This window comes from Methylobacterium sp. 1973 (assembly GCF_040545035.1).
Classification (GTDB): domain Bacteria; phylum Pseudomonadota; class Alphaproteobacteria; order Rhizobiales; family Beijerinckiaceae; genus Methylobacterium; species Methylobacterium fujisawaense.
Genome location: NZ_JBEPLA010000001.1, coordinates 221,116 through 244,720 on the forward strand (window position 1 = coordinate 221,116; position 23,605 = coordinate 244,720).

General features: G+C 71.2%; 18 protein-coding genes. 12 read left to right on the top strand and 6 right to left on the bottom strand.

Annotation, left to right across the window (positions count from 1 at the left end; genetic code table 11):
- Window positions 1-276: 276 nt before the first annotated feature.
- From ABIC70_RS01100 to ABIC70_RS01110, 3 genes are all read left to right on the top strand, one after another.
- The gene (locus ABIC70_RS01100) at window positions 277-1,371 is read left to right on the top strand and encodes a glycosyltransferase family 4 protein (RefSeq protein ID WP_053609530.1); all 1,095 of its coding nucleotides are present in this window, start codon (window positions 277-279) and stop codon (window positions 1,369-1,371) included.
- A gap of 113 nt (window positions 1,372-1,484) precedes the next feature.
- Window positions 1,485-2,579 carry a glycosyltransferase family 2 protein gene (locus tag ABIC70_RS01105; RefSeq protein WP_043760205.1) on the top strand — a complete coding sequence of 365 codons (1,095 nt, stop codon included), beginning with the start codon at window positions 1,485-1,487 and terminating at the stop codon, window positions 2,577-2,579.
- On the top strand, window positions 2,576-3,610 hold the full coding sequence (locus ABIC70_RS01110) for a glycosyltransferase (protein WP_354438645.1): 1,035 nt from the start codon (window positions 2,576-2,578) through the stop codon (window positions 3,608-3,610). Before ABIC70_RS01105 ends, ABIC70_RS01110 begins: the two co-directional genes overlap by 4 nt.
- Window positions 3,611-3,733: 123 nt before the next feature.
- Here ABIC70_RS01110 and ABIC70_RS01115 read toward each other — a convergent pair whose 3' ends face one another.
- On the bottom strand, window positions 3,734-3,916 hold the full coding sequence (locus ABIC70_RS01115) for a hypothetical protein (protein WP_043353351.1): 183 nt from the start codon (window positions 3,914-3,916) through the stop codon (window positions 3,734-3,736).
- A 177-nt stretch (window positions 3,917-4,093) separates the two neighbouring features.
- On the opposite strand from ABIC70_RS01115, the gene ABIC70_RS01120 reads away from it, so the two are divergent.
- The 4 genes from ABIC70_RS01120 to ABIC70_RS01135 all read left to right on the top strand — a co-directional run bounded on the left by ABIC70_RS01120 (window position 4,094) and on the right by ABIC70_RS01135 (window position 9,831).
- Window positions 4,094-5,380, top strand: coding sequence for an efflux RND transporter periplasmic adaptor subunit (locus ABIC70_RS01120; RefSeq protein WP_354438647.1), 1,287 nt, complete (start codon window positions 4,094-4,096; stop codon window positions 5,378-5,380).
- 21 nt (window positions 5,381-5,401) lie between these two features.
- Window positions 5,402-8,539, top strand: a complete 3,138-nt coding sequence (locus ABIC70_RS01125; RefSeq protein ID WP_043385575.1) for an efflux RND transporter permease subunit — start codon at window positions 5,402-5,404, stop codon at window positions 8,537-8,539.
- An 83-nt stretch (window positions 8,540-8,622) separates the two neighbouring features.
- On the top strand, window positions 8,623-9,180 hold the full coding sequence (locus ABIC70_RS01130; protein ID WP_043385577.1) for a DUF4337 domain-containing protein: 558 nt from the start codon (window positions 8,623-8,625) through the stop codon (window positions 9,178-9,180).
- A gap of 123 nt (window positions 9,181-9,303) precedes the next feature.
- Window positions 9,304-9,831, top strand: a complete 528-nt coding sequence (locus tag ABIC70_RS01135) for a phosphate-starvation-inducible PsiE family protein (protein WP_043353367.1) — start codon at window positions 9,304-9,306, stop codon at window positions 9,829-9,831.
- A gap of 66 nt (window positions 9,832-9,897) precedes the next feature.
- Here the strand turns inward: ABIC70_RS01135 and ABIC70_RS01140 are convergent, their stop codons facing one another.
- Window positions 9,898-10,416: a TspO/MBR family protein gene (locus ABIC70_RS01140; protein ID WP_354438648.1), complete on the bottom strand. Its 519-nt coding sequence runs from the start codon at window positions 10,414-10,416 to the stop codon at window positions 9,898-9,900.
- A gap of 134 nt (window positions 10,417-10,550) precedes the next feature.
- Between ABIC70_RS01140 and ABIC70_RS01145 the strand changes: the two genes are divergently transcribed.
- From ABIC70_RS01145 to ABIC70_RS01160, 4 genes are all read left to right on the top strand, one after another.
- Window positions 10,551-11,753, top strand: a complete 1,203-nt coding sequence (locus ABIC70_RS01145) for a trans-sulfuration enzyme family protein (protein ID WP_043385580.1) — start codon at window positions 10,551-10,553, stop codon at window positions 11,751-11,753.
- Window positions 11,754-11,845: 92 nt separating this feature from the next.
- Entirely contained in the window at window positions 11,846-12,325 is a 480-nt protein-coding gene (locus tag ABIC70_RS01150) for a hypothetical protein (RefSeq protein ID WP_078947130.1), read from the top strand.
- A 128-nt stretch (window positions 12,326-12,453) separates the two neighbouring features.
- Complete coding sequence (locus ABIC70_RS01155) at window positions 12,454-13,383, top strand: AEC family transporter (protein WP_043350509.1); 930 nt, start codon at window positions 12,454-12,456, stop codon at window positions 13,381-13,383.
- A gap of 112 nt (window positions 13,384-13,495) precedes the next feature.
- Window positions 13,496-14,725, top strand: coding sequence for an acyl-CoA dehydrogenase (locus tag ABIC70_RS01160; protein ID WP_354438651.1), 1,230 nt, complete (start codon window positions 13,496-13,498; stop codon window positions 14,723-14,725).
- A gap of 176 nt (window positions 14,726-14,901) precedes the next feature.
- Here ABIC70_RS01160 and addB read toward each other — a convergent pair whose 3' ends face one another.
- Together addB and tcuA are read right to left on the bottom strand one after the other, a co-directional pair.
- Window positions 14,902-18,066 (bottom strand): double-strand break repair protein AddB, encoded by a 3,165-nt coding sequence (gene addB, locus ABIC70_RS01165; RefSeq protein ID WP_354438652.1) that lies wholly within the window; start codon window positions 18,064-18,066, stop codon window positions 14,902-14,904.
- A gap of 261 nt (window positions 18,067-18,327) precedes the next feature.
- Window positions 18,328-19,824 carry an FAD-dependent tricarballylate dehydrogenase TcuA gene (tcuA, locus tag ABIC70_RS01170; protein WP_043385585.1) on the bottom strand — a complete coding sequence of 499 codons (1,497 nt, stop codon included), beginning with the start codon at window positions 19,822-19,824 and terminating at the stop codon, window positions 18,328-18,330.
- Window positions 19,825-19,940: 116 nt separating this feature from the next.
- On the opposite strand from tcuA, the gene ABIC70_RS01175 reads away from it, so the two are divergent.
- A complete protein-coding gene (locus ABIC70_RS01175; RefSeq protein WP_043357372.1) occupies window positions 19,941-20,594 on the top strand; it encodes a GntR family transcriptional regulator in 654 nt (217 codons plus the stop codon).
- A gap of 13 nt (window positions 20,595-20,607) precedes the next feature.
- Here ABIC70_RS01175 and ABIC70_RS01180 read toward each other — a convergent pair whose 3' ends face one another.
- The gene (locus ABIC70_RS01180) at window positions 20,608-21,915 is read right to left on the bottom strand and encodes an MFS transporter (protein ID WP_354438654.1); all 1,308 of its coding nucleotides are present in this window, start codon (window positions 21,913-21,915) and stop codon (window positions 20,608-20,610) included.
- A 24-nt stretch (window positions 21,916-21,939) separates the two neighbouring features.
- Window positions 21,940-23,322, bottom strand: a complete 1,383-nt coding sequence (locus tag ABIC70_RS01185) for a 2-hydroxycarboxylate transporter family protein (RefSeq protein WP_354438655.1) — start codon at window positions 23,320-23,322, stop codon at window positions 21,940-21,942.
- Window positions 23,323-23,605: the final 283 nt, after the last annotated feature.

The window sequence follows — 23,605 nt, forward strand, 5'->3', positions numbered from 1 at the left end:
CGAGGCGCGCCTCGCGACCGCGGTCCTGGACAGCCGAGAAACGGGGCCGCCGCGGCCCGGCGTGAACGGGCCCCCATTCATTTCGATCATCTTTGGTTCAGGCCGCGGCGCTTAGGAAGTCGGCAAGCGTCGCGTTCGTCGTCGCTCCAGACCCTCCAACGCAACGCTTGTTGAAGAAACATTCGGCATGATCCCCGCCACCCTCGCCGCGGAAAGAAGTCCTTTCGCGCCGCTGCGGGCGGCAGAAATCCCCACCCAACCGGATCCGGTGCGCGCGTGAAGATCGCTGTCCTCGCACATCTGAAATACCCGATCGGCCAGCCCTATGCCGGCGGCTTGGAGATGCACACGCATCTCCTCACCGTCGCGCTGAAGCGGCACGGGCACGACGTCACGCTGTTCGCCAGCCGGGGCTCGGACCCGGCGCTCGATCCCGTGATGCTCTGCGATCCCACCGGGGACGCCCTCCTGGACCCGGACCGCGAGGAGGCGATCGACCGGGCGGAGCACGAGGCCTACCGGCGCATGATGGAGATGGTTGCGGCCGGGGGCTTCGATCTGGTCCACAACAATTCCCTGCACGCGCTGCCGCTGCGCGAGAGCACCCGGATCGGCCTCCCCTGGGTGACAGTGCTGCACACGCCGCCGTTCGAGTCCCTGGTCGCCGGCATCGTCGACGCCGATCCCGACATGGCCTTCCTCGCGGTCTCGCCGTCGCTGGCGCAGGAATGGGCGCATCTCGTCCCGAACGCGCAGGTGGTCGACAACGGCGTCGATCTGTCGACCTTCGTGTTCTCGGAAGAAGCCGACGTTCCGGCCTTCGCCTTCTGGTCGGGCCGAATCGTGCCCGAGAAGGGTCTGCACCTCGCCATCGACGCCGCCCGCGCCGCCGGGCTGCCGCTGACCTTCGCCGGCCCGAAGCTCAATCCCGGCTACTGGGCCGCCGAGATCGCCCCACGCATGGGGCCGGACCTGACGCATCTCGGCCATCTCGCGCACCGGGATCTGGCCCATCATCTCGGCCGGGCGCGGGTCGCGATCGTCTCGCCCCGCTGGGAGGAGCCCTTCGGCCTCGTCGTGGCGGAGGCGCTCGCCTGCGGCACCCCCGTGGCCGCCTTCCGCCGTGGCGCCATGCCCGACATCCTGGACGCGTCCTGCGGCCGCCTCGCCCGTCCGGACGATCCGCAGGATCTCGCAGTGGCCATCCGGGAGGCCGCCGGCCTGTCGCGCCGGGCCTGCCGCGACCGGGCCGAGGCGCTCTACGACGCCACCGCCATGACAGGACGCTACCTGGAAGCGTACGATGCGGTGATCGCGCGCTGCGCCGAGCGGGCGCGGCCCGCCCTGCGCGTCGCCGGAGGACGCGGCTGACCGGCGCAGATACGCGCGCCGTGCCGCATTTCCGCACCCGAGCCCGGAGCCCGGCGGCTCGACGCCCCGCCCCCGACCTCCGCGGCGCATGACGGTGCCACGGGAGACCTGACATGACCACGGACGCCGACCATCCGGCCCCCCTGCCCTGCGTCGTCTGCATTCCCGCCCGGAACGAGGCCGAGCGCCTGCCCCGCCTGCTCGCCTCCCTGGCCGCGCAGGAGGGCGTTTCGGCACGGGCGCCCCTCAGGGTTGTGGTTCTCACCAACAACTGCACGGACGGGACCGTCCAGGCGGTGCGGGACGTCGAAGCCTCGGGCATTCTCGCAACCCTCGCCCTCCGCCTGACCGACGTCGAGCTGGCCGGCGCTGAGGCCCATGTCGGCACGGCCCGGCGCATGGCGCTGGAGGCCGGGGCCGACTGGCTGGAGGCCGACGGACAGCCGGACGGAATCCTCCTCACCACCGACGCGGATGCCCGCCTGCCCGCCGACTGGGTGACGGCGAACCTGCGCGCGTTGGAGGCCGCGGACGTCGTCGGCGGCCGGCTCGTGATCGACGAGGACGGCACCGCGGATCCCGACCTCGTGGCCCTGCACGCACGCATCGAGCGCTACTGGTCCGGTGTCCGCCGCCTGGAGGATCTCCTGGACCCGCCGCCGCACGATCCCGCCCCCCGCCACGGCGACCATACCGGGGCGAGCCTCGCCGTTCCGGCCGTCCTGTACCGGTCGGTCGGGGGGCTGCCGGCGCTGCCCTGCGGCGAGGACAATGCCCTGGTCGGGCTCCTGCGCGCCAACGGGGCGCGCCTGCGCCACTGCCCGGAGGTGCATGTTCTGGTCTCGTCCCGCCATCAGGGGCGGGTCTCGGGGGGCATGGCCACCGAGATGCTGCGCCGCGCCCGTGTCCTTCACGGAGAGGCCTACCTGCTGCCGGAGGCCGCCCATTGGCAGGCGCTGATCCTGCGCCGGGCGGCGCTGCGCCGGGCCTTCCATCTGGACCCCGAGGCCCGCGTCGCAGCCTGCGGGCGGCTCGGGCTCGCCCCGGAGGATCTCGACTCCGTCGGCGCCTGCCCCAACGACATCGCCTTCGTGGAGCGGGCCGACCGCATCCTCGAATCCCGCAGCGCGCCGGCGCGGGAATGTGCCCTGGATCAAGCGGTCGCGGATCTCGACGCCCTCGCCCTTTCCCTGAAGGCCGCCGCGTGACCCGCGGCATCGGCTGGTACGTCCACCACCAGGGCGCCGGCCATCTCCAGCGCGCCCGGGCCGTCGCGGGGGCCCTGCCTCGACCCTGCACGATCCTCGGCACGCTCGCCGGCTTCGACACCGCCGGCCTCGACGTCGTCGACCTGCCCGATGATCGCCCCCTCGGCGCCGCGGCCTTCGACGGCCGGGACGGCGAGGCCGAGCGGCCGCAGGCGCTCCACTACGCCCCTCTGAACCATCCCGGCATCCGCGCCCGGATGGCACGCATCGCCGCCTGGGCGGAGCGAACAGACCCGGCCCTGCTCGTGGTCGACGTCTCGGTGGAGGTCGCGCTCCTGGCGCGCCTGCTGTCGGTGCCGACCCTGGTGGTGCGGCTTGCCGGAACGCGGACCGACCGGCCGCACCTCGAAGCCTTCCGCAGCGCCACGCGACTGCTGGCGCCCTTCCCCGCCGCGCTCGACGGGTCGTCCGTCCCGGACTGGGTCCGGGCCAAGACGCTGTATGCGGGCTTCCTCGGCGCTCCGGCCCAAGGGCTCACCGAGGGCAGCCGGGACATCGTGGTGGTGTTCGGCCGCGGCGGCACGGGGGGCAGCCTCGCGGATCTCGCCGCGGCGGCGCGGGCGGTGCCCGACCGGCCCTGGCACGTCCTCGGGCCGGTCTCGGGCAGCGGCGAGACGCCGGACAACCTGCACCTGCACGGCTGGGTCCCCGACGTCGAGGCGCGGGTGGCGCAGGCGGCGCTGCTGGTAGGGGGCGGCGGCGACGGTGTGGTCGCGCTCGCCGCCGCGCAAGCGAAGCGCTTCCTCTGCCTGCCCGAGGAGCGGGCCTACGGCGAGCAGACCGAGAAGGCGGAGGCGCTGGCGCGGCTCGGCGCCGCGATCGTCCATCCGGGCTGGCCCCCGGCCTCGGCCTGGCCGGGCCTGATCCGGGACGGCCTCGCCCTCGACCCGGCGGTGATCGGCGCCCTGCACGATCCGGATGCGGTCCGGGGCTGCGCAGCGGCGATCGAGGCGTTGGTGCGGCACCTCTGAATGATCGGCCCGCGACGGTCCGGGGCGGGCGTCCTTGCGGGCGCAGCGAGGCGGGAGAGCGAACTCCGTCTCTAAACGCCGCCGAAGCGAAGCTCGCTCCGGCGGACGTGTTTCAGGTTGGGCTCAGGAGATCAGATCGAGCTTCGCGGCCTCGATCCCGTCGGCGCGGATCGCGTCCGGCAGCGAAGAGAAGTCACGATATCCCGCCTCGCGCGCCATCGCGTCGAGGGCCGTCTGCTCGTCATCGGCCGCCCCGGTCCAGAGCACGGCGCCGCTCTTTGTCTGCCTAATCTGGAAAATGCTCATCGATCCCTCCCCGGTCGCGAAAAGACCTTCACGGTATTAACGTCGCCGTTCGTCGCCGGTTGCAGGGGGACCGAACGCAACAGCCGCGGTTCGTCGGCGCCAATCCCCTGCGGCGCGAGGCCCGGCGACGGCATCGCGCAATGGCGCTATTCTCATCCGCATCCAGGATGACTCGCCATGAAAACGCCGACCTGCCCGGCGAGGGAGAGACAAGATCAATCGAGCGCCGATTGTGAGGCCCCCGTCGTGAAGTATGTCCGTTGGCGCGCGTCCCGCCTCAGTCTCCTGTGCGGGCTCGCGATCCTCGCCGCGGCGCCGGCCCGGGCCGTCGAGACTGCCGCCGTTCCCGACGCGGCCGCCATCGCCCCCGCGGTGACTGTCGTGCCGGCCGAAAGCCGCGAGATCGTCGAGCGGGCCGTCGTCACCGGCACGCTGGTCCCCCGGGACGAGATCCTCGTATCCCCCGAAGTCGAGGGCCTGCGCATCACCGACCTGCTCGTCGAGGAGGGCGACCGCGTCACCAAGGGGCAGGTCCTCGCCAAGCTGTCGCTGGAGATGATCGCCACGCAGGAGGCCTCCAACGCCGCGGCGATCGCCCGAGCCGAGGCGGCCATCGTCCAGGCCCGGAGCCAGATCGTCCAGGCGGAGGCCGTCAACGTCGAGGCGCGGCAGTCCCTGGAACGCGCCCAGGCGCTGGCCAAGACCGGCAACGCCACCGCGGCCGTGCTGGAGCAGCGCGTCTCGGCGGCCCAGGGCGCGGAAGGGCGCCTCGCCGCCGCCAAGGGCGGTCTGCAATCCGCCCAGGCCGACCTCGCCACCGCCCGCGCCGCGGGCTCCGAGATCGCCCTGCGGCGGGCCCGCACCGATATCCGCGCCCCCGAGGCCGGGATCATCAACCGCCGCACCGCCCGGATCGGGGCCACCGCCACCGCGGCGGCCGAGCCGCTGTTCCGGCTGATCGCCCGGGGCGAGATCGAGCTGGAGGGCGAGGTGCCCGAGACGTCCCTGGCGCGCCTCCAGGTCGGCAATCCGGCGAGCCTCGACCTCGACGACGGCCGCCGCCTCGCCGGCACGGTGCGCCGGGTCTATCCGGAGGTCGACCGGGCGACGCGGCTCGGCAAGGTGCGCATCCGCCTCGGCGACGATCCGGCCCTGCGCATCGGCGCCTTCGCCCGCGGCAACGTGGAGATCGCGCGCCGTACGGGCATCGCCGTGCCGGTCTCCAGCCTGCTCTACGCCGCCGACGGCCGCGCCAGCGTCCTTGTGGTGAAGGACGGGCGCGTCGAGGCGCGGCCCGTGACCACGGGCCTCTCCGCCGAGGGCTTCACGGAGATCCGCGCGGGCGTCGCCGCCGGCGAGAGCGTCGTGGCCCGCGCCGGCAGCTTCCTGCGCGACGGCGACCGGGTACGCCCCGTGCCGGCACCCGCCAGCAGCACGCCGATCGCCGACGCGGCCCCGCGGTAGGACGAGTCGAAGGATCCGGCCATGCGCCTCAACGTCTCCGCCTGGGCGATCCGCAAGCCCCTGCCCTCGGTGGTCCTGTTCCTGGTCCTGATGATCCTCGGGCTGGTGAGCTTCCGCTCGCTGCCGATCACCCGCTTTCCCAACATCGACATCCCGATCGTCTCGGTGACGATCACCCAATCGGGGGCGGCCCCGTCCGAATTGCAGACCCAGGTGACCAAGTGGGTCGAGGATTCGGTCGCCGGCGTGAAGGGCGTCAAGCACATCCTCTCGACCATCACGGAGGGGACCTCGACGACGACGATCGAGTTCCGCCTTGAGGTAAACCAGGATCGGGCGACCAACGACGTCAAGGACGCCATCGCCAAGATCCGGCAGAACCTGCCGCGCACCATCGACGAACCGATCGTCTCCCGCGTGGAGATCGCCGGCCTGCCGATCATGGTCTACGGCGCCTCCGCGCCCGCCATGACCCCCGAGGACCTGTCGTGGTTCGTGGACGACGTGGTCGCCCGCGGCCTGCAGAGCGTGAAGGGCGTCGGCGGCGTCGAGCGCCTGGGCGGCGTCGCCCGGGAGATCCGCGTCACCCTGAAGCCCGACCGGCTGCTGGCGCTGGGCATCACCGCCGCGGACGTGAACCGGCAGCTGCGTCTGACCTCGGCCGACATGGCCGGCGGCCGGGCCGAGGTCGGCGGCCAGGAGCAGTCGATCCGGGCGCTCGCCGCCTCGGCGAGCCTCGAGACGCTGGCCAAGACCTCCATCGTCGTGCCGGGCAACCGCAAGGTCCGCCTCGACGAGCTGGCGACCCTGTCCGACACCGCCGAGGAACCCCGCACCTTCGCGCGCTTCAACGGCGAGCCGGTGGTCGCCTTCGCGATCTCCCGGGCGAGCGGCGCCAGCGACGCCGACGTCTCGGTGGGCGTCGCCAAGAAGATCGCGGCGCTCCATGCGGCGAACCCGAACGTGCGGTTCGACCTGATCGACACCAGCGTCGTCAACACGATCGGCAACTACCACTCGGCCATGATGGGCCTGATCGAGGGCGCAGCTCTCGCGGTCGTGGTGGTGCTGCTGTTCCTGCGGGACTGGCGGGCGACGCTGATCGCCGCCGTGGCGCTGCCGCTCTCGGTGCTGCCGACCTTCTGGGTGATGAGCGCACTCGGCTTCTCGCTCAACGCCGTGAGCCTGCTGGCGATCACCCTGGTCACCGGCATCCTGGTGGACGACGCGATCGTGGAGATCGAGAACATCGTCCGGCACATGCGGATGGGGAAGTCGCCCTACCGCGCGTCCCTTGAGGCCGCCGACGAGATCGGGCTGGCGGTCATCGCCATCACGGCGACAATCATCGCGATCTTCTCGCCGGTCTCCTTCATGGGCGGCATCGCCGGCCAGTATTTCAAGCAGTTCGGCCTGACCATCGCGGCGGCGGTGTTCATGTCGCTGCTCGTGGCGCGGCTGATCACGCCGCTGCTCGCCGCCTACTTCCTGCGCGACCACGGGCCGGACCACGAGCGGGACGGCTTCGTGATGCGCGGCTACACCCGCCTCGTCGCCTGGTCGGTCCGGCACAAGTTCATCACGCTGGTGCTCGGCATCGCGTGCTTCGCCGCCTCGATCGCCTCCACGGGCCTGCTGCCCGCGGGCTTCCTGCCGGCGGAGGACCAAGCCCGCACCCTGTTCGTGGTCGAGCTGCCGCCGGGCGCCCGGCTCCCGGACACGGTTCGGGTCACCGACCGCATCGAGGAGAAGATCCGCGCGCTGCCCGAGGTGAAGAGCGTGTTCGTGGACGGCGGCCGCCAGCTGCCGGCCAAGAAGGAGGTGCGGCTCGCGAGCCTGACCATCAACCTCACGCCGAAGAACGCCCGCCACAAGACCCAGAAGCAGGTCGACGCCGAGGTCGCGGCGATCCTGCGGGAGGAGCCGGACCTGCGGTTCTGGGCCCTGCGCGAGGGCGGCCAGCGCGATCTCGCGCTGATCATCGCCGGCCCCGACAAGGCCGTGGTGGCGGAGGTCGCCGCCAAGCTCCAGCGCGAGGCCCAGCGCGTCCCCCACCTCGTCAACGTCATGTCGACGGCGCCGCTCGACCGGACCGAGGTGCGGATCCGGCCGAAGCCCGCGGTGGCGGCCGACCTCGGCGTCAGCACGGACACCATCGCCGAGACGGTGCGGGTCGGCACGATCGGCGACATCGGCATGAACCTCGCCAAGTTCAACGCCACCGACCGGCAGGTGCCGATCCGCGTGCAGCTGCCCGAGCGCCTGCGCGGCCGGCTCTCCGATCTCGAGACCCTGAAGGTGCCGGTCAAGGGCGGGGCCGCCGTGCCGCTCGCCACCGTCGCCGATATCAGCCTCGGCCAGGGCCCGACCGGCATCGACCGCTACGACCGCGCCGTGCGCGTCGCCCTCGAGGGCGACATGCAGGGCACCGATGCGCTCGCCGAGCTGATCACCCAGGTGATGAACCTGCCGACGGCCAAGAACCTGCCGCCCGGGGTGACGATCAGCCAGACCGGCGACGCAGAAGTCATGGGCGAGGTGTTCGAGGGCTTCGCGCTGGCCATGGGCGCCGGCCTGATGATGGTCTTCGGCGTGCTGATCCTGCTGTTCGGCAACTTCCTGCAGCCGCTGACCATCCTGTTCTCGCTGCCGCTCTCCATCGGCGGCGCGATCCTGGCCCTGCTGATCTGCCACATGCCGATCTCGATGCCGGTGGTGATCGGCATCCTGATGCTGATGGGCGTCGTGACCAAGAACGCCATCATGCTGGTGGATTTCGCCGTGGAGCAGATCCGCGCCGGCGTCGACCGGAACGTCGCCATCGTGGATGCGGGCCGCAAGCGCGCCCGACCGATCGTGATGACCACCATCGCCATGGCGGCCGGCATGGTGCCGTCGGCGATGGCCTACGGGATCGGCGGCGAGTTCCGCTCGCCCATGGCGGTGGCGGTGATCGGCGGCCTGATCGTCTCGACGGTGCTGTCCCTGGTCTTCGTGCCGGCGATCTTCGTCCTGATGGACGACCTGTCGCGCCTGCTGAAGCGCCTGTTCGGCCGCTTCGTGGGCGAGCGCGACGACCCGGAGGATGCCACGACCTTCGACCCGGCCCATCCGGCCAACGACGGGCATCCGCTGCCGCCGCGGATCGCCGCGGAATAGGACCCACGCGACGCGGTGCATTGCGTCCCGCGCCGCGATGGGCTGTGACTCCCCCCATCGAATCAATGGAGACGCGCTAAACGATGTCGGGTGGTCACGGGGCGATCGAAGGGTCGAACAAGCGCGTGGCGCTGCTGATCTCGGTGCTGGCGCTGTTTCTCGCCTTCAGCGAGACCCTGGGCAAGGCGTCCCAGACGGAGTCGATCGGGGCCAATGTCGAGGCCGCAAACCAATGGGCCTATTTTCAGGCCCGCACCATCCGCTCCACGGTGCTGAAGACCGCCGACGAGGCCCTGGCCCTGCTTCCGCCGGGACCGAACCAGGACGCGATCGCCGCCAAGCGTGCCGAGTGGGCCAAGACCCTGACGCGCTGGGAATCAGAGCCCGCCACCGGCGAGGGGCGCAAGGAGCTGACCGCCAAGGCCCGCGCTTCGGAAGGCCGGCGCGACCTCGCGCTGCTGCGTTACCACCATTACGAATTGGCCTCGGCGGCCTTCCAGATCGGCATCGTGCTGGCATCGGCCGAGGTGATCACCGGCATCACCCTCTTGGTCTTCGCCGGCGGTTTCCTGGGTCTCGCCGGAGCCGCACTCCTCGGCTTCGGCTATCTCGCGCCGCATGCCCTGCCGTTCTTCCACTGAGGAATCGCCCCGCGAGTCAGCGGCGTAACGCCACCCTCGCGTCCGATTGATCGGCCGCGCCCGTCCATGGGCTGGACGCGCGCGCCGGAAGCTGATCGTTTCGGCACATTCCAGGGGGGAATGATGTCAGCTCATTCGGAAGACCAGGGCCGCCTGACGCGGCTCGCCAGCGCGATCTTCCTGCACACCGAGCACGCGATCTACGCGGCGCTCGGTCTCCTGCTCGCCCTCACCGCCATTGTCGCGCTGGTCGATGCCGCGGGGCTCACCTGGGAGGCCATGCGGGCGCTCGGCGGCGCCCAGCAGATCCTGGAGGTGATCGACCGGCTGCTGTTCCTGCTCATGCTGATCGAGATCCTGCACACGGTGCGGGTCTCGATGCGGTCGGGCACCCTGACCTGCGAGCCGTTCCTGATCGTCGGGCTGATCGCCTCGATCCGGCGCGTCCTGGTGATCACGCTGCAATCCTCCGAGATCATGCACGCCAAGGACTGGTCGCCCGAGAAGCAGGCGCTGTTCCAGGCATCGATGATCGAACTCGGCGTGCTGGCGGGGCTGATCCTCACGATGGTCTTCGCGATCTTCCTGCTCCACCGCGCCCGCGACGACGGGCGGCCGGCCGGCGAGGAGAAGCCCGCCGGCGAATCCTGACGCGGCTCACCCGCTCCGGGTCGCTTCGCTCCGCCCGCGATGACGGAGCGAAGGCCGCATGCGCGCTCAGTTCATCCGCAGGATCGCCGCGTTGAGGAGCGTCGCGAAGCCCACCCAGGCGGCGTAGGGCACGAGGAGCCACGCGGCGATCCGGTCGAACCGCCAGGACAGCCGGATGGTCCAGAGCACCATCACGAGCAGCATCGCGACGACAATGAGCCCCGCGCCGATCGCGTGGGCGGTGAAGAAGACGGGCGTCCAGGCGGCGTTGAGCACCAGTTGCACCAGGAAGGCCGCCAGGGCGAGCCACCAGCCCGTGCGGCTCGGTCCGGTGCGCGGCATGGTGCCGAGCAGCCGCCAGAGTGCGATCGCGATCATCGTGTAGAGGATCGTCCACGCGACCGGGAACACCCAATTCGGCGGGTTGAAGACCGGCTTGTTCAGGCCGGCATACCATCCCGGGATCTCGGCCTGGGTCGCTATCGAGCCGACCACCGCGGTGGCCGCCACCGGCAGGATCGCGGCGGCGAGCCGTAGCCAGCGCGACAGAGGCGCCCCCTGGGGGACGTGTATGGCGGCCGTCATGATCGTTCGTCTCCACCGGGCAGGGCTTGCGGGCGTGGCTTGCAGGCGCGGGTGCGGGCGCGGGTTGCGGGCGTGGCTTGCCGGGGCCCACGCGCCGTGGCACGCGGCCGTCTCCATCCGCCGAGAATCGCCAGATGTCACTGCCTAACGCGCCGCAGGGTCCATCGGATAGCCGCAGCGACGCTGCGCCGGGATTCACGCCCCGAACCCTCGCGGCCCAGGCCATGGGCCGGATCGAGCCCGGGACGCGGGCGGTGGTCATGCCGCTGCACGTCTCGACCACCTTCATCCGCGATCCCGACAACGGCTACAGCTCCGGCTACAGCTACGCGCGGCCCGACAACGCCACGGTGCGCGAGGCCGAATCCGTCCTGGCGATGCTGGAGGGTGCGGAGGCCGGCGCGCTGCTGTTCGGCTCCGGAATGGCGGCGGCGACCGCGGTGTTCGGCGCCCTGGAGCCCGGCGACCACGTGGTCGCCGGCACGGTCATGTACTGGGCGCTGAAGCGCTGGCTGCGCGAGGAGGCGCCCCGGCGCGGCCTGACGCTTACCTTCGTGGACACGGCCGATCTGGATGCCCTGCGCGCCGCGGTCGCGCCCGGCCGGACCCGGCTCGTCTGGATCGAGACCCCCGGCAACCCGCTCTGGACGGTCACCGACATCGCCGCCGCCGCCGAGATCGCCCACGCGGCGGGGGCACGGCTCGCCGTCGATTCCACGGCCGCCTCGCCGGTGCACACGCGTCCCCTGGAACGCGGTGCCGACATCGTGATGCACTCGGCCACGAAGATCCTGAACGGCCATTCGGACGTCGTGGCGGGCGTGCTGGCGGGCGCGCGGGCCGACGCGTTCTGGGATCGGATCCGAGGGATCCGGGCCGGCAGCGGCGGTATCCTCGGGCCCTTCGAGGCCTACCTGCTGATGCGCTCGCTCCGGACCCTGCACCTGCGGGCCGCGGCACAATCGGCGGGTGCCCTGCGGCTCGCCGAGCGCCTGAGCGGGCACCCACTCGTGACCCACGTCCTCTATCCGGGACTGCCGGACGATCCCGGGCACGCGATCGCCCGTCGTCAGATGCGGGACGGGTTCGGCTTCATGCTGTCGATCCGGGTGGCCGGCGGCGAGGCCGGCGCCATCGCCACGGCGGCGCGGGTGCGGCTCTGGAAGCGGGCGACCTCCCTCGGCGGCGTCGAGAGCCTCATCGAACACCGCGCCTCGGTGGAGGGCCCGGGCAGCCCCTGCCCGCCGGATCTCCTGCGCCTGTCCACGGGCATCGAGGACACGGAGGACCTGTACGGCGATCTCGACCAGGCTCTGCGCAGCGCCCACGAGGGCTGATTGTCGAGGGTGGTTGGTGCCGAACGGGTTCCTGGCGCGTTGTGCCGGCAGTTCCGACGGCGCACGCCGCCACAGATCGCGAGTCCGACGACATGACGACCCGTTTCCGCGCGATGGTCCCCGGCACCCTCGCGCTGCTAACCCTGGCGCTCGCCCCGCTCCCGGCGCGCGCCGACGCCGTCCCGAATCTCGATGTCGAGCGGACCTGCCAGTCGGCGCAGGTCACCAACACGTCCATCAGCGACAAGGCGAATTACGATGGCTGCCTCCGCTCCGAGCGCGAAGCGCGGAAGGAGGCCGAGCGGCACTGGAGCAGCTATACCCCCGCCGCCAAGCGCCAGTGCGAGGATCAGTTCAAGGCAGGCGGCTATCCGTCCTACGTCGAGATGGTGACCTGCCTGGAACTCGCCTCCGGCACCGTGCCGACGCAGAGCGACGTGGGCGGCCGCGCGGTGGGCGGTCCGGGCTCGCCGCGGGACGTGAAGGTGCAGCGCGAAGGCGCCGCCAGCCTCACCAAGGAGCCGCCCGCGAGCCAGCGCACGGATCCCATGAAGGTGCTGGAGAACAAATAGGCCCGCGCGTCGGAGACCGTCCCGGCCGCGGCGGGCGCCGACGAGCCATTCTCCCGGCGCCGAGGCATAGGACCGAGGCGGCGTGCTAAGGGCGGTCATCCCCGCCTTCCCGCACGCCGCCCGGATCCGTGAACGCCCTCGCCATCATCGCCCCGATCTTCGGGATCGTCCTGATCGGCTGGGCGGCAGCCCTCGCGGGCCTTCTCTCCGACAAGGTGAGCGACGGTCTGTCGGAATACGTCTTCGCCGTCGCCGTCCCGGCCCTGATCATCGCCACGCTGACCAAGCCCGGCATGAGCGGGACCGTCACATGGTCCTACTGGGTCGCGTATTTCGGCGGCGCCGCGATCTCGTGGTTCGTCGGCACGCTGATCGCCCGGCGGCGCGCCGGGATCGAGCGGCGGGGCGCCATTCTGCACGGCTTCGCGGCGAGCCAGTCGAACACGGTGTTCGTCGGCGTGCCGATGATCCTCCAGGCCTATGGCGAGGAGGGCGCCTTCCCGCTGTTCATGCTGCTCGCCGTCCACCTGCCGCTGATGATGGGCAGCGCCACCTTCCTGATCGAATCCGATTCCGGCCTGCCGGTCCTGGCGCGGATCCGGGGGCTCGCCCTGGTGCTGCTGCGCAACCCGATCTTCGTGGCGCTCCTGATCGGCATGGCGATGAAGGGGCTCGGTCTCGCGCCTGTCGGCACCGCCCGATCGCTCATCGACGCCTTCGCGGGCACCGCCTCCACCTGTGCGCTGGTGGCGCTCGGAGCCGGCCTGAAGCGCTACCGGGTGCTGTTCGACCTCAAGGGCGCCCTGGTCATCGCCCTCCTGAAGAACCTCCTGCACCCGCTGGCGGTCTGGATCCTGGCCTTCCACGTCTTCGCGATGCCGGCCGCCTATGCGGGCGTCGCGACCCTGTTCGCCGCCATGCCGGTGGGGATCAACGCCTACCTGCTGGCGGCGCGCTACAAGACCGAAACCGGGATGGTAGCGGCCTCCGTGCTGGTCTCGACCCTGCTGGCGCCGCTCACCACCCTGGCGTGGCTGATGCTCCTCGGCCGGGCATGACGGCGGCGCCCCGGCGTCACCGCGCGCGTTGGACGGGGCGTTTTCCGGGTCTAGGGTAGGCGCAAGCGCGGGTCCGCGAGGCCCGACGCATCCCTGCAGGCGAGGAATTTCGATGAACGCTCCGATGCGCCCTCCGGGCAGCGCCTCCCCGTCGGCCCCGGCCTCGCCCCGCTTCGTTTGGGACGATCCCTTCCTGCTGGAGGATCAGCTCACCGAGGATGAGCGGGCGATCCGCGATGTCGCCCAGAGCTTCGCGCAGGAGCAGCTCCTGCCCGGGATCGTCGAGGCCTACGCGAACGAGACGACCGATCCGGGCCTGTTCCGCAAGATGGGCGAACTGGGCCTCCTCGGCGTCACCCTGCCGGAGGAGTATGGCTGCGCCGGCGCGTCCTACGTCGCCTACGGGCTGGTGGCGCGCGCCGTCGAGGCGGTCGATTCCGGCTACCGCTCGATGATGAGCGTGCAATCCTCCCTCGTGATGTACCCGATCCACGCCTACGGCTCGGAGGAGCAGCGCCAGAAGTTCCTGCCGAAGCTCGCCTCGGGGGAATGGATCGGCTGCTTCGGCCTCACGGAGCCCGATGCCGGCTCGGATCCGGCCGGCATGAAGACCAAGGCCGAGACGATCGACGGCGGCTACCGGCTCACCGGCGCCAAGATGTGGATCTCGAACGCGCCCTTCGCGGACGTGTTCGTGGTCTGGGCGAAGTCCGACGCGCACGAGGGCGCGATCCGCGGTTTCGTCCTCGAGAAGGGCATGAAGGGCCTCTCGGCTCCGACGCTCAAGGGCAAGCTGTCCCTGCGGGCCTCCACCACCGGCGAGATCGTCATGGAGGGCGTCGAGGTCGGCGAGGACGCGCTGCTGCCGAACGTCTCGGGGCTGAAGGGGCCGTTCGGCTGCCTCAACCGGGCGCGCTACGGCATCTCCTGGGGCGCGATGGGCGCCGCCGAGGATTGCTGGCACCGCGCCCGCACCTACACGCTGGAGCGCAAGCAGTTCGGTCGCCCCCTGGCACAGACCCAGCTCGTCCAGAAGAAGCTCGCCGACATGCAGACCGAGATCGCGCTGGGCCTCCAGGCCTCGCTGCGGGTCGGGCGGCTGATGGACGAGGGCAAGATGGCGCCGGAGATGATCTCGCTGGTCAAGCGCAACAATTGCGGCAAGGCGCTGGACATCGCCCGCACCGCTCGGGACATGCACGGCGGCAACGGCATCATGGGCGAGTACCACGTGATGCGCCATGCCCAGAACCTCGAGACGGTGAACACCTACGAGGGCACCCACGACGTCCACGCCCTGATCCTGGGCCGGGCGCAGACGGGGCTGCAGGCGTTCTTCTGAGCCCCGGGGGACGCGCCTGCCAGCCGATCCCGCATCCTGAGGTGCAGCGGGACCGCCTCGAAAGCGGAGCCCAGGGATCGCGGCGCCGTGCGGACTCCGCCTTCGAGGCCTTAGCGGCGCTCCGGCGTCTCAGGATGCGGGCGCGGGCGGGATGAGTTCGGCCCGATGGGACGGCGTCACTCCCCGCCCTCCTCCCCGCCCAGCGACCATTCCAGCACCCGGGCGAGGTGATCGTAGGCACCGTACTTGCTGGCGTATTGCGGATAGGGGCGCGCCGTATAGGCGGCCTCGCCGGTCATGAACCGGGCGACCAGACCCCGCAGCCGCTCGGCGTGCTCGGCCACGATCGCCGCGACGGCGCGCTCCTCGCCTCTCGGCGGCTTCACCGGCACCGGCACGAAGGGCTTACGCCCGCCCGAGGCGTGGACGTAGAACAGGTCCGGCGTCACCGTCACGGCCGGCAGATCCGCGAAGGCGCCGTGCATGAGCATCGCGGCCTCCAGGGTGAGCTGCGGCGAGAAGCCGGAGAAGATCTGCTTGGCAGAGGGCGGCGTGCCGGTCTTGTAGTCGACGATGCAGGCAGTGCCGTCCGGGCGCAGCTCGATCCGGTCGGCCCGGGCGCGCAGCGTGAAGGTCTCCCGGCCCATCGGGATCACCCAGCGCCCGGAAACCTCGGGGTGGATCCGGCTCAGCCCGGGCCGGCGCTGCGTCTCCCAGTCGAGATAGGCCGCGGCCATGCGCTCGTAGCGCGGCCACCACTCGGCGTAGAGGTTCGGGTACTCCGCCTCGATCTCCGCGAAGGCGTTCACCGCGAGGTTCAGGAGGCGCTCCGCCGGATCCGGGGGCAGATCCTGCGGATGCCGGCGGGCGAACTCGGCGAAAACCTCGTGCACCAGGGAGCCGCGGGTCGCGACGCTCGGCGCCGCCGCCAGCGGATCGAGAGGGTCGAGCCCGAGCACGTGGCGGGCGAAGATGCTGTAGGGATCGCGCACCAGCGTCTCGATCTCGGTGACGCTGAGGGAGCGCGGAAACAGCGCCGGGTCCGGCTTGGGCGCGGGGCGCTTCAGCCGCGGCTCCGGCGGGGCGGCGTCGAGCCGGGCCGCGAGGCCGTTGAACCGGCGCCCGGCGTCCAGGACCGTCTCCCAGGTTGCGTCGCCCGAGAGCGCGCGCAGGCGCTGGATCAGCCGCGACGGCACGGTCGGCGCGCCTTCGCGCTTCAGGGCCCGGGTGATCACCGCGTCCCGGCAGCCCAGCGCCTGCACGAAATCGTGGGCCATCTGCCCGATCCGCCGCTCGGGCGGGTTGAGGCCGACCCGCTCGCGCATCGGCCGGTTGAGGAACGAATCGGTCAGCGTGCGCACCGGCCAGACGCCCTCGTCGAGCCCGCCGAGCACCACCCGGTCGACAGAGAGCAGGCGCGCCTCCAGCAGGCCGAGGATGCGCAGCCGCGGATGCGGCGCCTCGCCTGAGCAGGCGACGGTGCGTTCCCGGGCAAGCGACGTGAAGAAGGTGGCGTAATCGTCGAACCGACCCGGCATCAGGTCGGGCTCGGCCATCTCCAGATCGTCGAACAGGGCGTCGAGGCAGGACAGGGATCCGTCCGGCTCCTCCTCGGGGGCGTCCTCCGGCCCGGCGATCAGCCGGTCGCAGGCCTCCCGATGGCGTGCAGCCGTCGCCACGAGGTCGCACGCCACCGCCCCGTCCGGGCCCGGGAAATCCCGGAACACCAGATCCAGCCGGTCGAGCAGGTCCGCGGCCAAGTCCCAGTCGATATCCTTCAGGCGGCGCTTGGCCCGGGGTCGGCGCTCGGGCGGTCCGGCGCGCTCGGCGGCGAGGGCATGGCGCAGGCCGTCGAAACCCGGGGCCGGAACCGGGCCGCGCAGCAGCCCGATCTCCAGGGCCGCGGCACCCCGGACCACCTCCGCGCGTGGCAGATCAAGATGGACCATCGGGTGCGAGAGCAGCGCGATCAGCCGGGCCGGGATCGTGTCCGCCTGGCTGCGGGCGAGATCGGCGGCGAGTTCCGCGGCGAGCCGGGCGAGCCGCCCGGCCGGGCTTCCGGCCAGGGACAGGCCGGCGGAATCCTCGGCGACGATGCCCCAGCGCAGGAGTTCGACGGCGACCCGGCCGGCGAGCCCCCGGTCGGGCGTGATGAGGGCCACGGTGGCGCCGGGGGTCTGGAGGGTCTCGCGCAGCGCCAACGCAGCGACCAGCGCCTCCTCGCGCTCGTCGGCGGCCTCGGCCAGCGCCAGCCCTTCGAGGCCGCGCCGGGCGACGGTGTCGCGCTCGGCCGGGTCGAGGGCGGCCCAGGCGTCGGTCGTGTCGGCCGGCCGCAGAGCCTGCGACAGGAGCGCGGCCCGCGCAGCCTGGCCGGCATCGGGCGCGCCGAGGGCGACGATCTCCGCGCGGTCCAGGTTGAGGTTCTCAGGCCCGAGCAGCCGGTGCAGCACCGCCTGCGGGTGGCCGTGCGCGATGACGCGGGAAAAGCCCTCGCCGGTGTCGATGCCGTCCCAGCCGGCCGCGTCGAGGTCGAGGTCGAGCCCGGGCAGCACCACCGCGCCCCGCGGCAGCTTCGCTACGGCGGCGATGAGGCGGGCGGTGGCGGGGACCGAGCCGAGCGAGCCGGCGACGATCACGGGGTCCGGCGTCGCATTGCGCGACAGACGCCGCTCCTCGGCGAGCACGAGGCCGCGGGCGCGGGCGACGGGATCGGCGAGGCCCCGCTCGGACAGAAGCTTCGGCCAGTTCTCGGCGGCGATCTTCACGAAGTCGAGGGTCAGGCCGAAGTAGCGGGAATATTCGGCCTCGACGGCGGCGCCGATCTCCGACCAGGGCAGGCCCTCGACGGTGAGGGCGTCCATCAGCCGTTCGAGATCACCGGCGAGGCCGACCGCGTCGGCCGGGGAGGACGGCACGAGGAACGGCACCTCGGCGTCCAGCGGCAGCAGGGTCCGGTCGACGGTCTTGGCCCAGGCCTGGACGAGGCGGGCGAGGATCAGCCGGCGCTCCAGCGGAGGCATCGGCGCGCTCAGGGGATCGGCGTTGGCCTCCAGCAGCGGCTCGGCGGCGAGGTCGAGTTCCGCCTCGTCGGCCTCCCCGAGGGGAATCATCCGCGGCAGCAGGGTGGCCCGACCGGGCGCGTCCCGGCCAAGCCTCTCGGCCAGGATCGCGCCGAGCGCCCGGGCGGCGCGGCGGGTCGGCAGGTAGATCGTGACGGCGGCGAGCGCCAGCGGATCGTCCGCGACCGGCCCGACGAGCCGGCCGGAGAGCAGCGCCTCGGCGAGCGTCGGAAGAAACGGGACGCCGCGGGAGATGGTGAAAACGGCGTGTCGGGCGGGCATGGGCGGGCTTCTACGCCCGCCGAGGCGGCTCGGACAGGGGGCGCGGGGTCGAGATGCGGGGATCGGACGGGTCTCCCACGCGCCCTCCCCCCTCTGCGGGCGACCGGATTCACATCTCAGTCTGGCAGCGCGGGCACAGGAGGACGCGCGGGTCCCCTCCCCCACGCGGGAAAGGGGGGCGCGTCGGGCCCGGTCCGGGCCGATGGGCAAGCACCCTAGCCCCCACGGAAGACGGAGCCGGTCGCGCTCGGCCGAGGGTCCTCAGCCCCGCGCCCCCGCGGCGGCGCCGTAGCCGGCGCGGCGGCCGAACACGACGCCGGAGGTCAGCCCCGAGCCGCCGGGATAGCCGTTGAAGAACACGCCGCCCACCATCTCGCCGCAGGCGTAGAGGCCAGGGATCGCACGGCCGTCCTCGCGCTTCACGCCGCCATCGTCGCCGACCTCGACGCCGCCATAGGTGAAGGTGATGCCGCCGGTGACCGGGTAGGCCTTGAACGGCCCGGTCTCGATCGTCTGGGCCCAGTTCGACTTCGGCAGGGCGAGACCCTTCGTGCCGCGCCCGTCCTTGACGGTCGGGTCGAACGGCACGGTCCCGTCCACGGCGGCGTTGAAATCCGCGATGGTCCTCTTCGCGGCTGCGCGGTCGATGCCGTCGAGCCTGTCGAGGAGCCCGTCCAGGGTATCCGCCTCGACGAAATGCGCGTCGTGGAACCGGTACTCGCTGTAGAGCAGGTGATCGACCTTGGCGTCGAAGATCTGCCAGGCCACGTGGCCGGGCTGCTCCATGATCGCGCGGCCGAACTGGGCATAGGTATAGTTGCGGAAATCCTTGCCCTCGTCGACGAACCGCTCGCCGTTCGCGTTGAGCATCAGCCCCAGGAAGTAGCAGATCTTCCGGTAGTGCTTGCGCTCGCCGTGCGGCAGGTCGAGGTTGCCGTAATCGGGCGTGTGCAGGTCCATCGGCGTGGCGTGGCAGCCGCCGTAGAAGCCGTGGGCCTTCGCGCCGAGGTCCAGGGCCATCTGGAGCCCGTCGCCCTGGTTGTGCGGCGTGCCGCGCACCCGGGCCTTGTCCCAGCCCTCGCCGATGAAGCGTGTCCGCAGGGCGGCGTTCGACTCGAAGCCGCCGCAGGCGAGCACCACGGCCTTGGCGCGGAAGGCCCCCTGCGGCGTCTCCACGCCGACGACGCGTCCGTCCTCGACGGTCAGCCCGGTGGCCGGGCAGCCGTAGCGGATCGTACCGCCGGCCTCGGTGAAGGCCTCGAGCTCGGTCCGGGCGAGGCCGAAGCCCTCGTCGTGGGTGGCGAGCGTCAGGCCGCCCCAGAACACGAAGCGCCCCTCCTTCTCGAAGGATTGCCGAGAGTAGATCGGCTCGAACTTCACGCCCTGCGTCGCCAGCCAGCGCAGGGCCGCGCCGCTCTCGTCGATCAGGATGCGCTGCTCGCGCGACAGCGGCCGCCCGTCGTTGAAGCCGAGCAAGTCCTTCTCGAACGTCTGCGCCGTATAGGCGCCGAAATCGGTGCGCGGCAGGCGCGGATCCTCGGGGTCGGCCAGCAGTGGGATCAGGTCGTCGTTGCCCGCGTAGACGAAACGCATGGCGCCTGCCGTGTAGGCGGTGTTGCCGCCGGCGAGATCCTGCTCCGCCTTCTCGATCATCAGCACCGAGGCGCCGCGCTCCAGGGCGGCGAGCCCGGCGCTCATGGCGGCGTTTCCCGACCCGACCACCACCACGTCCCACTGCGCGTCGCCCGGGCGCTGCATGCCAACCTCCTCTTCGCCGTTCGGCCTCGCGTTATTGTATACGAGTGCATGCAATATGCCGCAAGCGTTTCGGCGGCGTCGGTTTCGGGCTATGGCCAAGCCGAGGAGAGCCGGGAATGAAGGCGAGCGAATCGGAGCGCTCCAGCGGCGCCGGCGCCTATGAGCGGCTGCTGCGGGCGATCGAGGAGGGCGAACTCGCGCCCGGCAGCCGCCTGCGCGAGGCGGAGCTGGCCGAGCGGTTTCAGATCAGCCGCACGCCGGTGCGCGAGGCGCTGGGCCGGCTGGAGGCGCAGGGCCTCGTCGCCCACGAACCGCACCGGGGCGCCAGCGTGGCGCAGCTCGATTACGGGCAGGTGAGCGAACTCTACGATCTGCGCGAGGTGCTGGAGGGGACGGCCGCCCGCCTCGCGGCGATCCATGCGAGCGCGGTCGAGACCGAGATCCTGGAGGAGATGGTCGCCCGGGACCGGACGCTGCTGGGGGACGCGCCGGCGCTCGCGCGGACCAACCGTCTGTTCCACCGGCAGATCCACGGAGCGGCGCGCAACCGCTTCCTGCAGAGCACGCTGGAGACGATGCGCCTGTCCCTGGTGCTGCTGCCGGGCGCCACCACGCTGGCGGCCCCCGACCGCGCCGCGGAGTCGCTCACGGAACATGCCGCCATCGTGGCGGCGATCCGGGCGCACGATGCAGACGGCGCAGAAGCGGCGGCCCGGGCGCATATCCGGGCCGCGTTCAAGGCCCGGATCCGGATCTGGCAGGAGAGCTGAGCGGCGATCGCCCTCAGGCGTGGGCGGGCACGCGCCCCAGTCCCGGCCGGCCCCGGAACAGCGCGAGCGTCGCGACGATGCCGCAGGCGGCCGCTGCCATGAGCCAGTAGCTCGGCGCCGCCCGGTCGCCGGTCTTCTCGATCAGGAAGGTGGAGACCATCGGCGTGGCCGTGCCGAACAGCGCGGTGGCGAGGCTGTAGGCCAGCGAGAAGCCGCTGGCGCGGACATGGGCCGGCACCACCTCGGAGAGGGAGACCACCATCGCGCCGTTGTAGACGCCGAAGAAGAACGAGAACCACAGCTCGACGGCGAGCATCTTGCCGAAGGTCGGATCGGCCACGAGCCAGTGCAGCGCCGGGTAGGTCGTCAGCAGCGACAGGGTCGAGATCGTCAGCAGCACCGGCTTGCGCCCGATCGCGTCCGACAGGGCTCCGCCCACCGGGAGCCAGATGAAGTTGGTGATCGCCACGAACAGCGTCACGATCAGGCTGTCGGTCTCGGTGAGCTTGAGGACGTTCCTGCCGAAAGTCGGGGTGTAGACGGTGATCATGTAGAAGGTCACCGTGGTCATCGTGGTCAGCATCATGCCGAGCAGCACGATCCGCCAGTTGGCGGCCACCGTGGTGAGGATTTCGCGGGTGGTCGGGTGGCGGGTCCGCTTGGCGAATTCCTGCGTCTCCTGGAGCGAGCGCCGGATGAAGAAGATGAACGGCACGATCAGGCAGCCGATCAGGAACGGGATGCGCCAGCCGAAATCGCCGATCTGCTGCTTGGTCAGGAAGGCGTTCAGCCCGTAGCCGATCAAGGCGGCGAACATGATCGCCACCTGCTGGCTCGCCGACTGGAACGAGGTGTAGAAGCCGCGCCGCCCGGGCGTGGCGATCTCGAACAGGTAGATCGAGACGCCGCCGATCTCGACGCCCGCCGAGAAGCCCTGGAGCAGGCGCCCGACGAGCACAATCAGCGGGGCCGCGACGCCGATCGTGTCGTAGCTCGGGCAGAAGGCGATGAGCACCGTGCCGCTCGCCATGATCGCGAGCGTGATGATCAGGCCCTTCCGGCGCCCGATCCGGTCGATATAGGCGCCCAGCACGATCGCCCCGAGCGGCCGCATCAGCGCCCCGAGCCAGAACGTGCCGAAGGTCAGGAGCAGCTCGGTGGTCTCGTTGCCCGCCGGGAAGAACGCCCGTGCGATATAGGTGGCGTAGAAGCCGAACAGGAAGAAGTCGAACATCTCCAGGAAGTTGCCGCTGGTCGAGCGGAGGATCGCTCCGATCCTGGACTTGAGGGTGGCCTCGACGGCCCCGGGATCACCGGCCATGACGACGTCCTTTCCGGGTGCCCGTCAGGCACCGATCCACTTCATGGCGATGATGGTGCCGGTCACGGTCAGCGCGCCGCCGATCCGGGTGGCGATCTGCGCGAAGGGCATCAGCGCCATGCGGTTGGCCGCCGTGAGGATCGCCACGTCGCCGGTGCCGCCCTGGCCGCTGTGGCAGGCATTCACGATCGCGGTCTCGATCGGGTACATCCCGAGCCAGCGCCCGACGAAGAAGCCCACGGTCATCAGCGTCGCCACGGTCGACACGATGGTGATCAGGTTCACCAGCGTGAAGGCGGCCATCAACTCGTGCCAGGGCGTCATCGCCACGCCGATGGCGAAGAGCAGCGGGTAGGTCATCGAGACCTGCACGAACTTGTAGACCACGAAGCCGCCCGCCTGGAGATGGGGCGACACCGCGCTGGCGAGCTTGGCGAACACGGCCAGGAACAGCATCGCCACGGGGGCCGGCAGGCCGACGAGGTGGTGGGCCATGACGCCGAGCAGGTAGAGGGTGATCGCCGTCAGCCCGGCCGCGCCGATCGTGGCGGGGTCGATCTGCCCGCGTGCGGCCTCGGACTTGGCCTGCGCATCGCTGGATTTCATCTCGTCCGAATCGGGCTGGAGCCGCCCCTCGCCGGTGAGGTGCGGGTAGCGCTTGCCGACGGAATTGAGCGTGCCCGACAGGATGATCGCCGTGAGCGAGCCCAGCATCACCGGCGGCAGAACCTGGGCGAAGACGACGCCCTGCTGCACGCCCAGGATCGCCGCGTAGCCGATGGAGAGCGGGATCGCCCCCTCGCCGACACCGCCGGCCATGATCGGCACGACGATGAAGAAGAACGTCTTGTAGGGGCCGAGGCCGAGGAGCGTGCCGACCAGCGTGCCGACCAGGGCCGCCGCCACCGAGCCGAGGGCGAGCGGCGCGAAGATCTTGAGGAAGCCCTTGATCAGGACCTCGCGATCCATCCCGAGGATGGAGCCGACGATGATCGTGGCGATGTAGATGTAGAGGAAGTTGGTGAACTTGGTGAAATCGGTGATCGCTTTCACCATCTGCGGCGGCACCAGGGCGTAGTAGACCAGCGCCGAGGGGATGAAGGTCGCGAAGATCGCGCCGGCCCCGATGTTCTTCAGGATCGGGATCCGCTTGCCGATCTCCGCGCAGGTGAAGCCGCCCATCACCAGGACGGCGATCATGGTCGGCCCGTCCGGCTTGATCTCGCCCTCCTGGACCAGAACGGTGAGGAGGATCGCCAGCACGACGAAGATCGGCAGCGGTATGATGCCGATCTTGAGGTCGATGAGGCGCCACCACACGTCCGGCCAGAACCGGGTCGCGCGCCCGTCTCGGGTACGGCCTTTCGACGGTGATGGGATCGGGCTCGTCGAAGCGGTGCTGGTCATGGCGTCCCCCCGGATATCTCGCCGCCTGCGGGCCGTTTCGCCTCTCGCCGCGCCGTCGCGGCCGCGTGATGGGACGCGGTCCGTCGAGTCCCGCACGGTCGGCGGAGATAAAGTGACATTCGGCGTATCAGCGTCGAGAATGGGCGGCAACGCGACCCGCGGAACAAAGGGCGCCACCTGTCCCGTAAGCCGGGATTAAAGACCACTCCCCATCGTTGTGCACATGACAATGGCCCGGCTGGGTGCCGGGCCTCGAAGTCGGCGGGCACGGCGGCAGGCGACG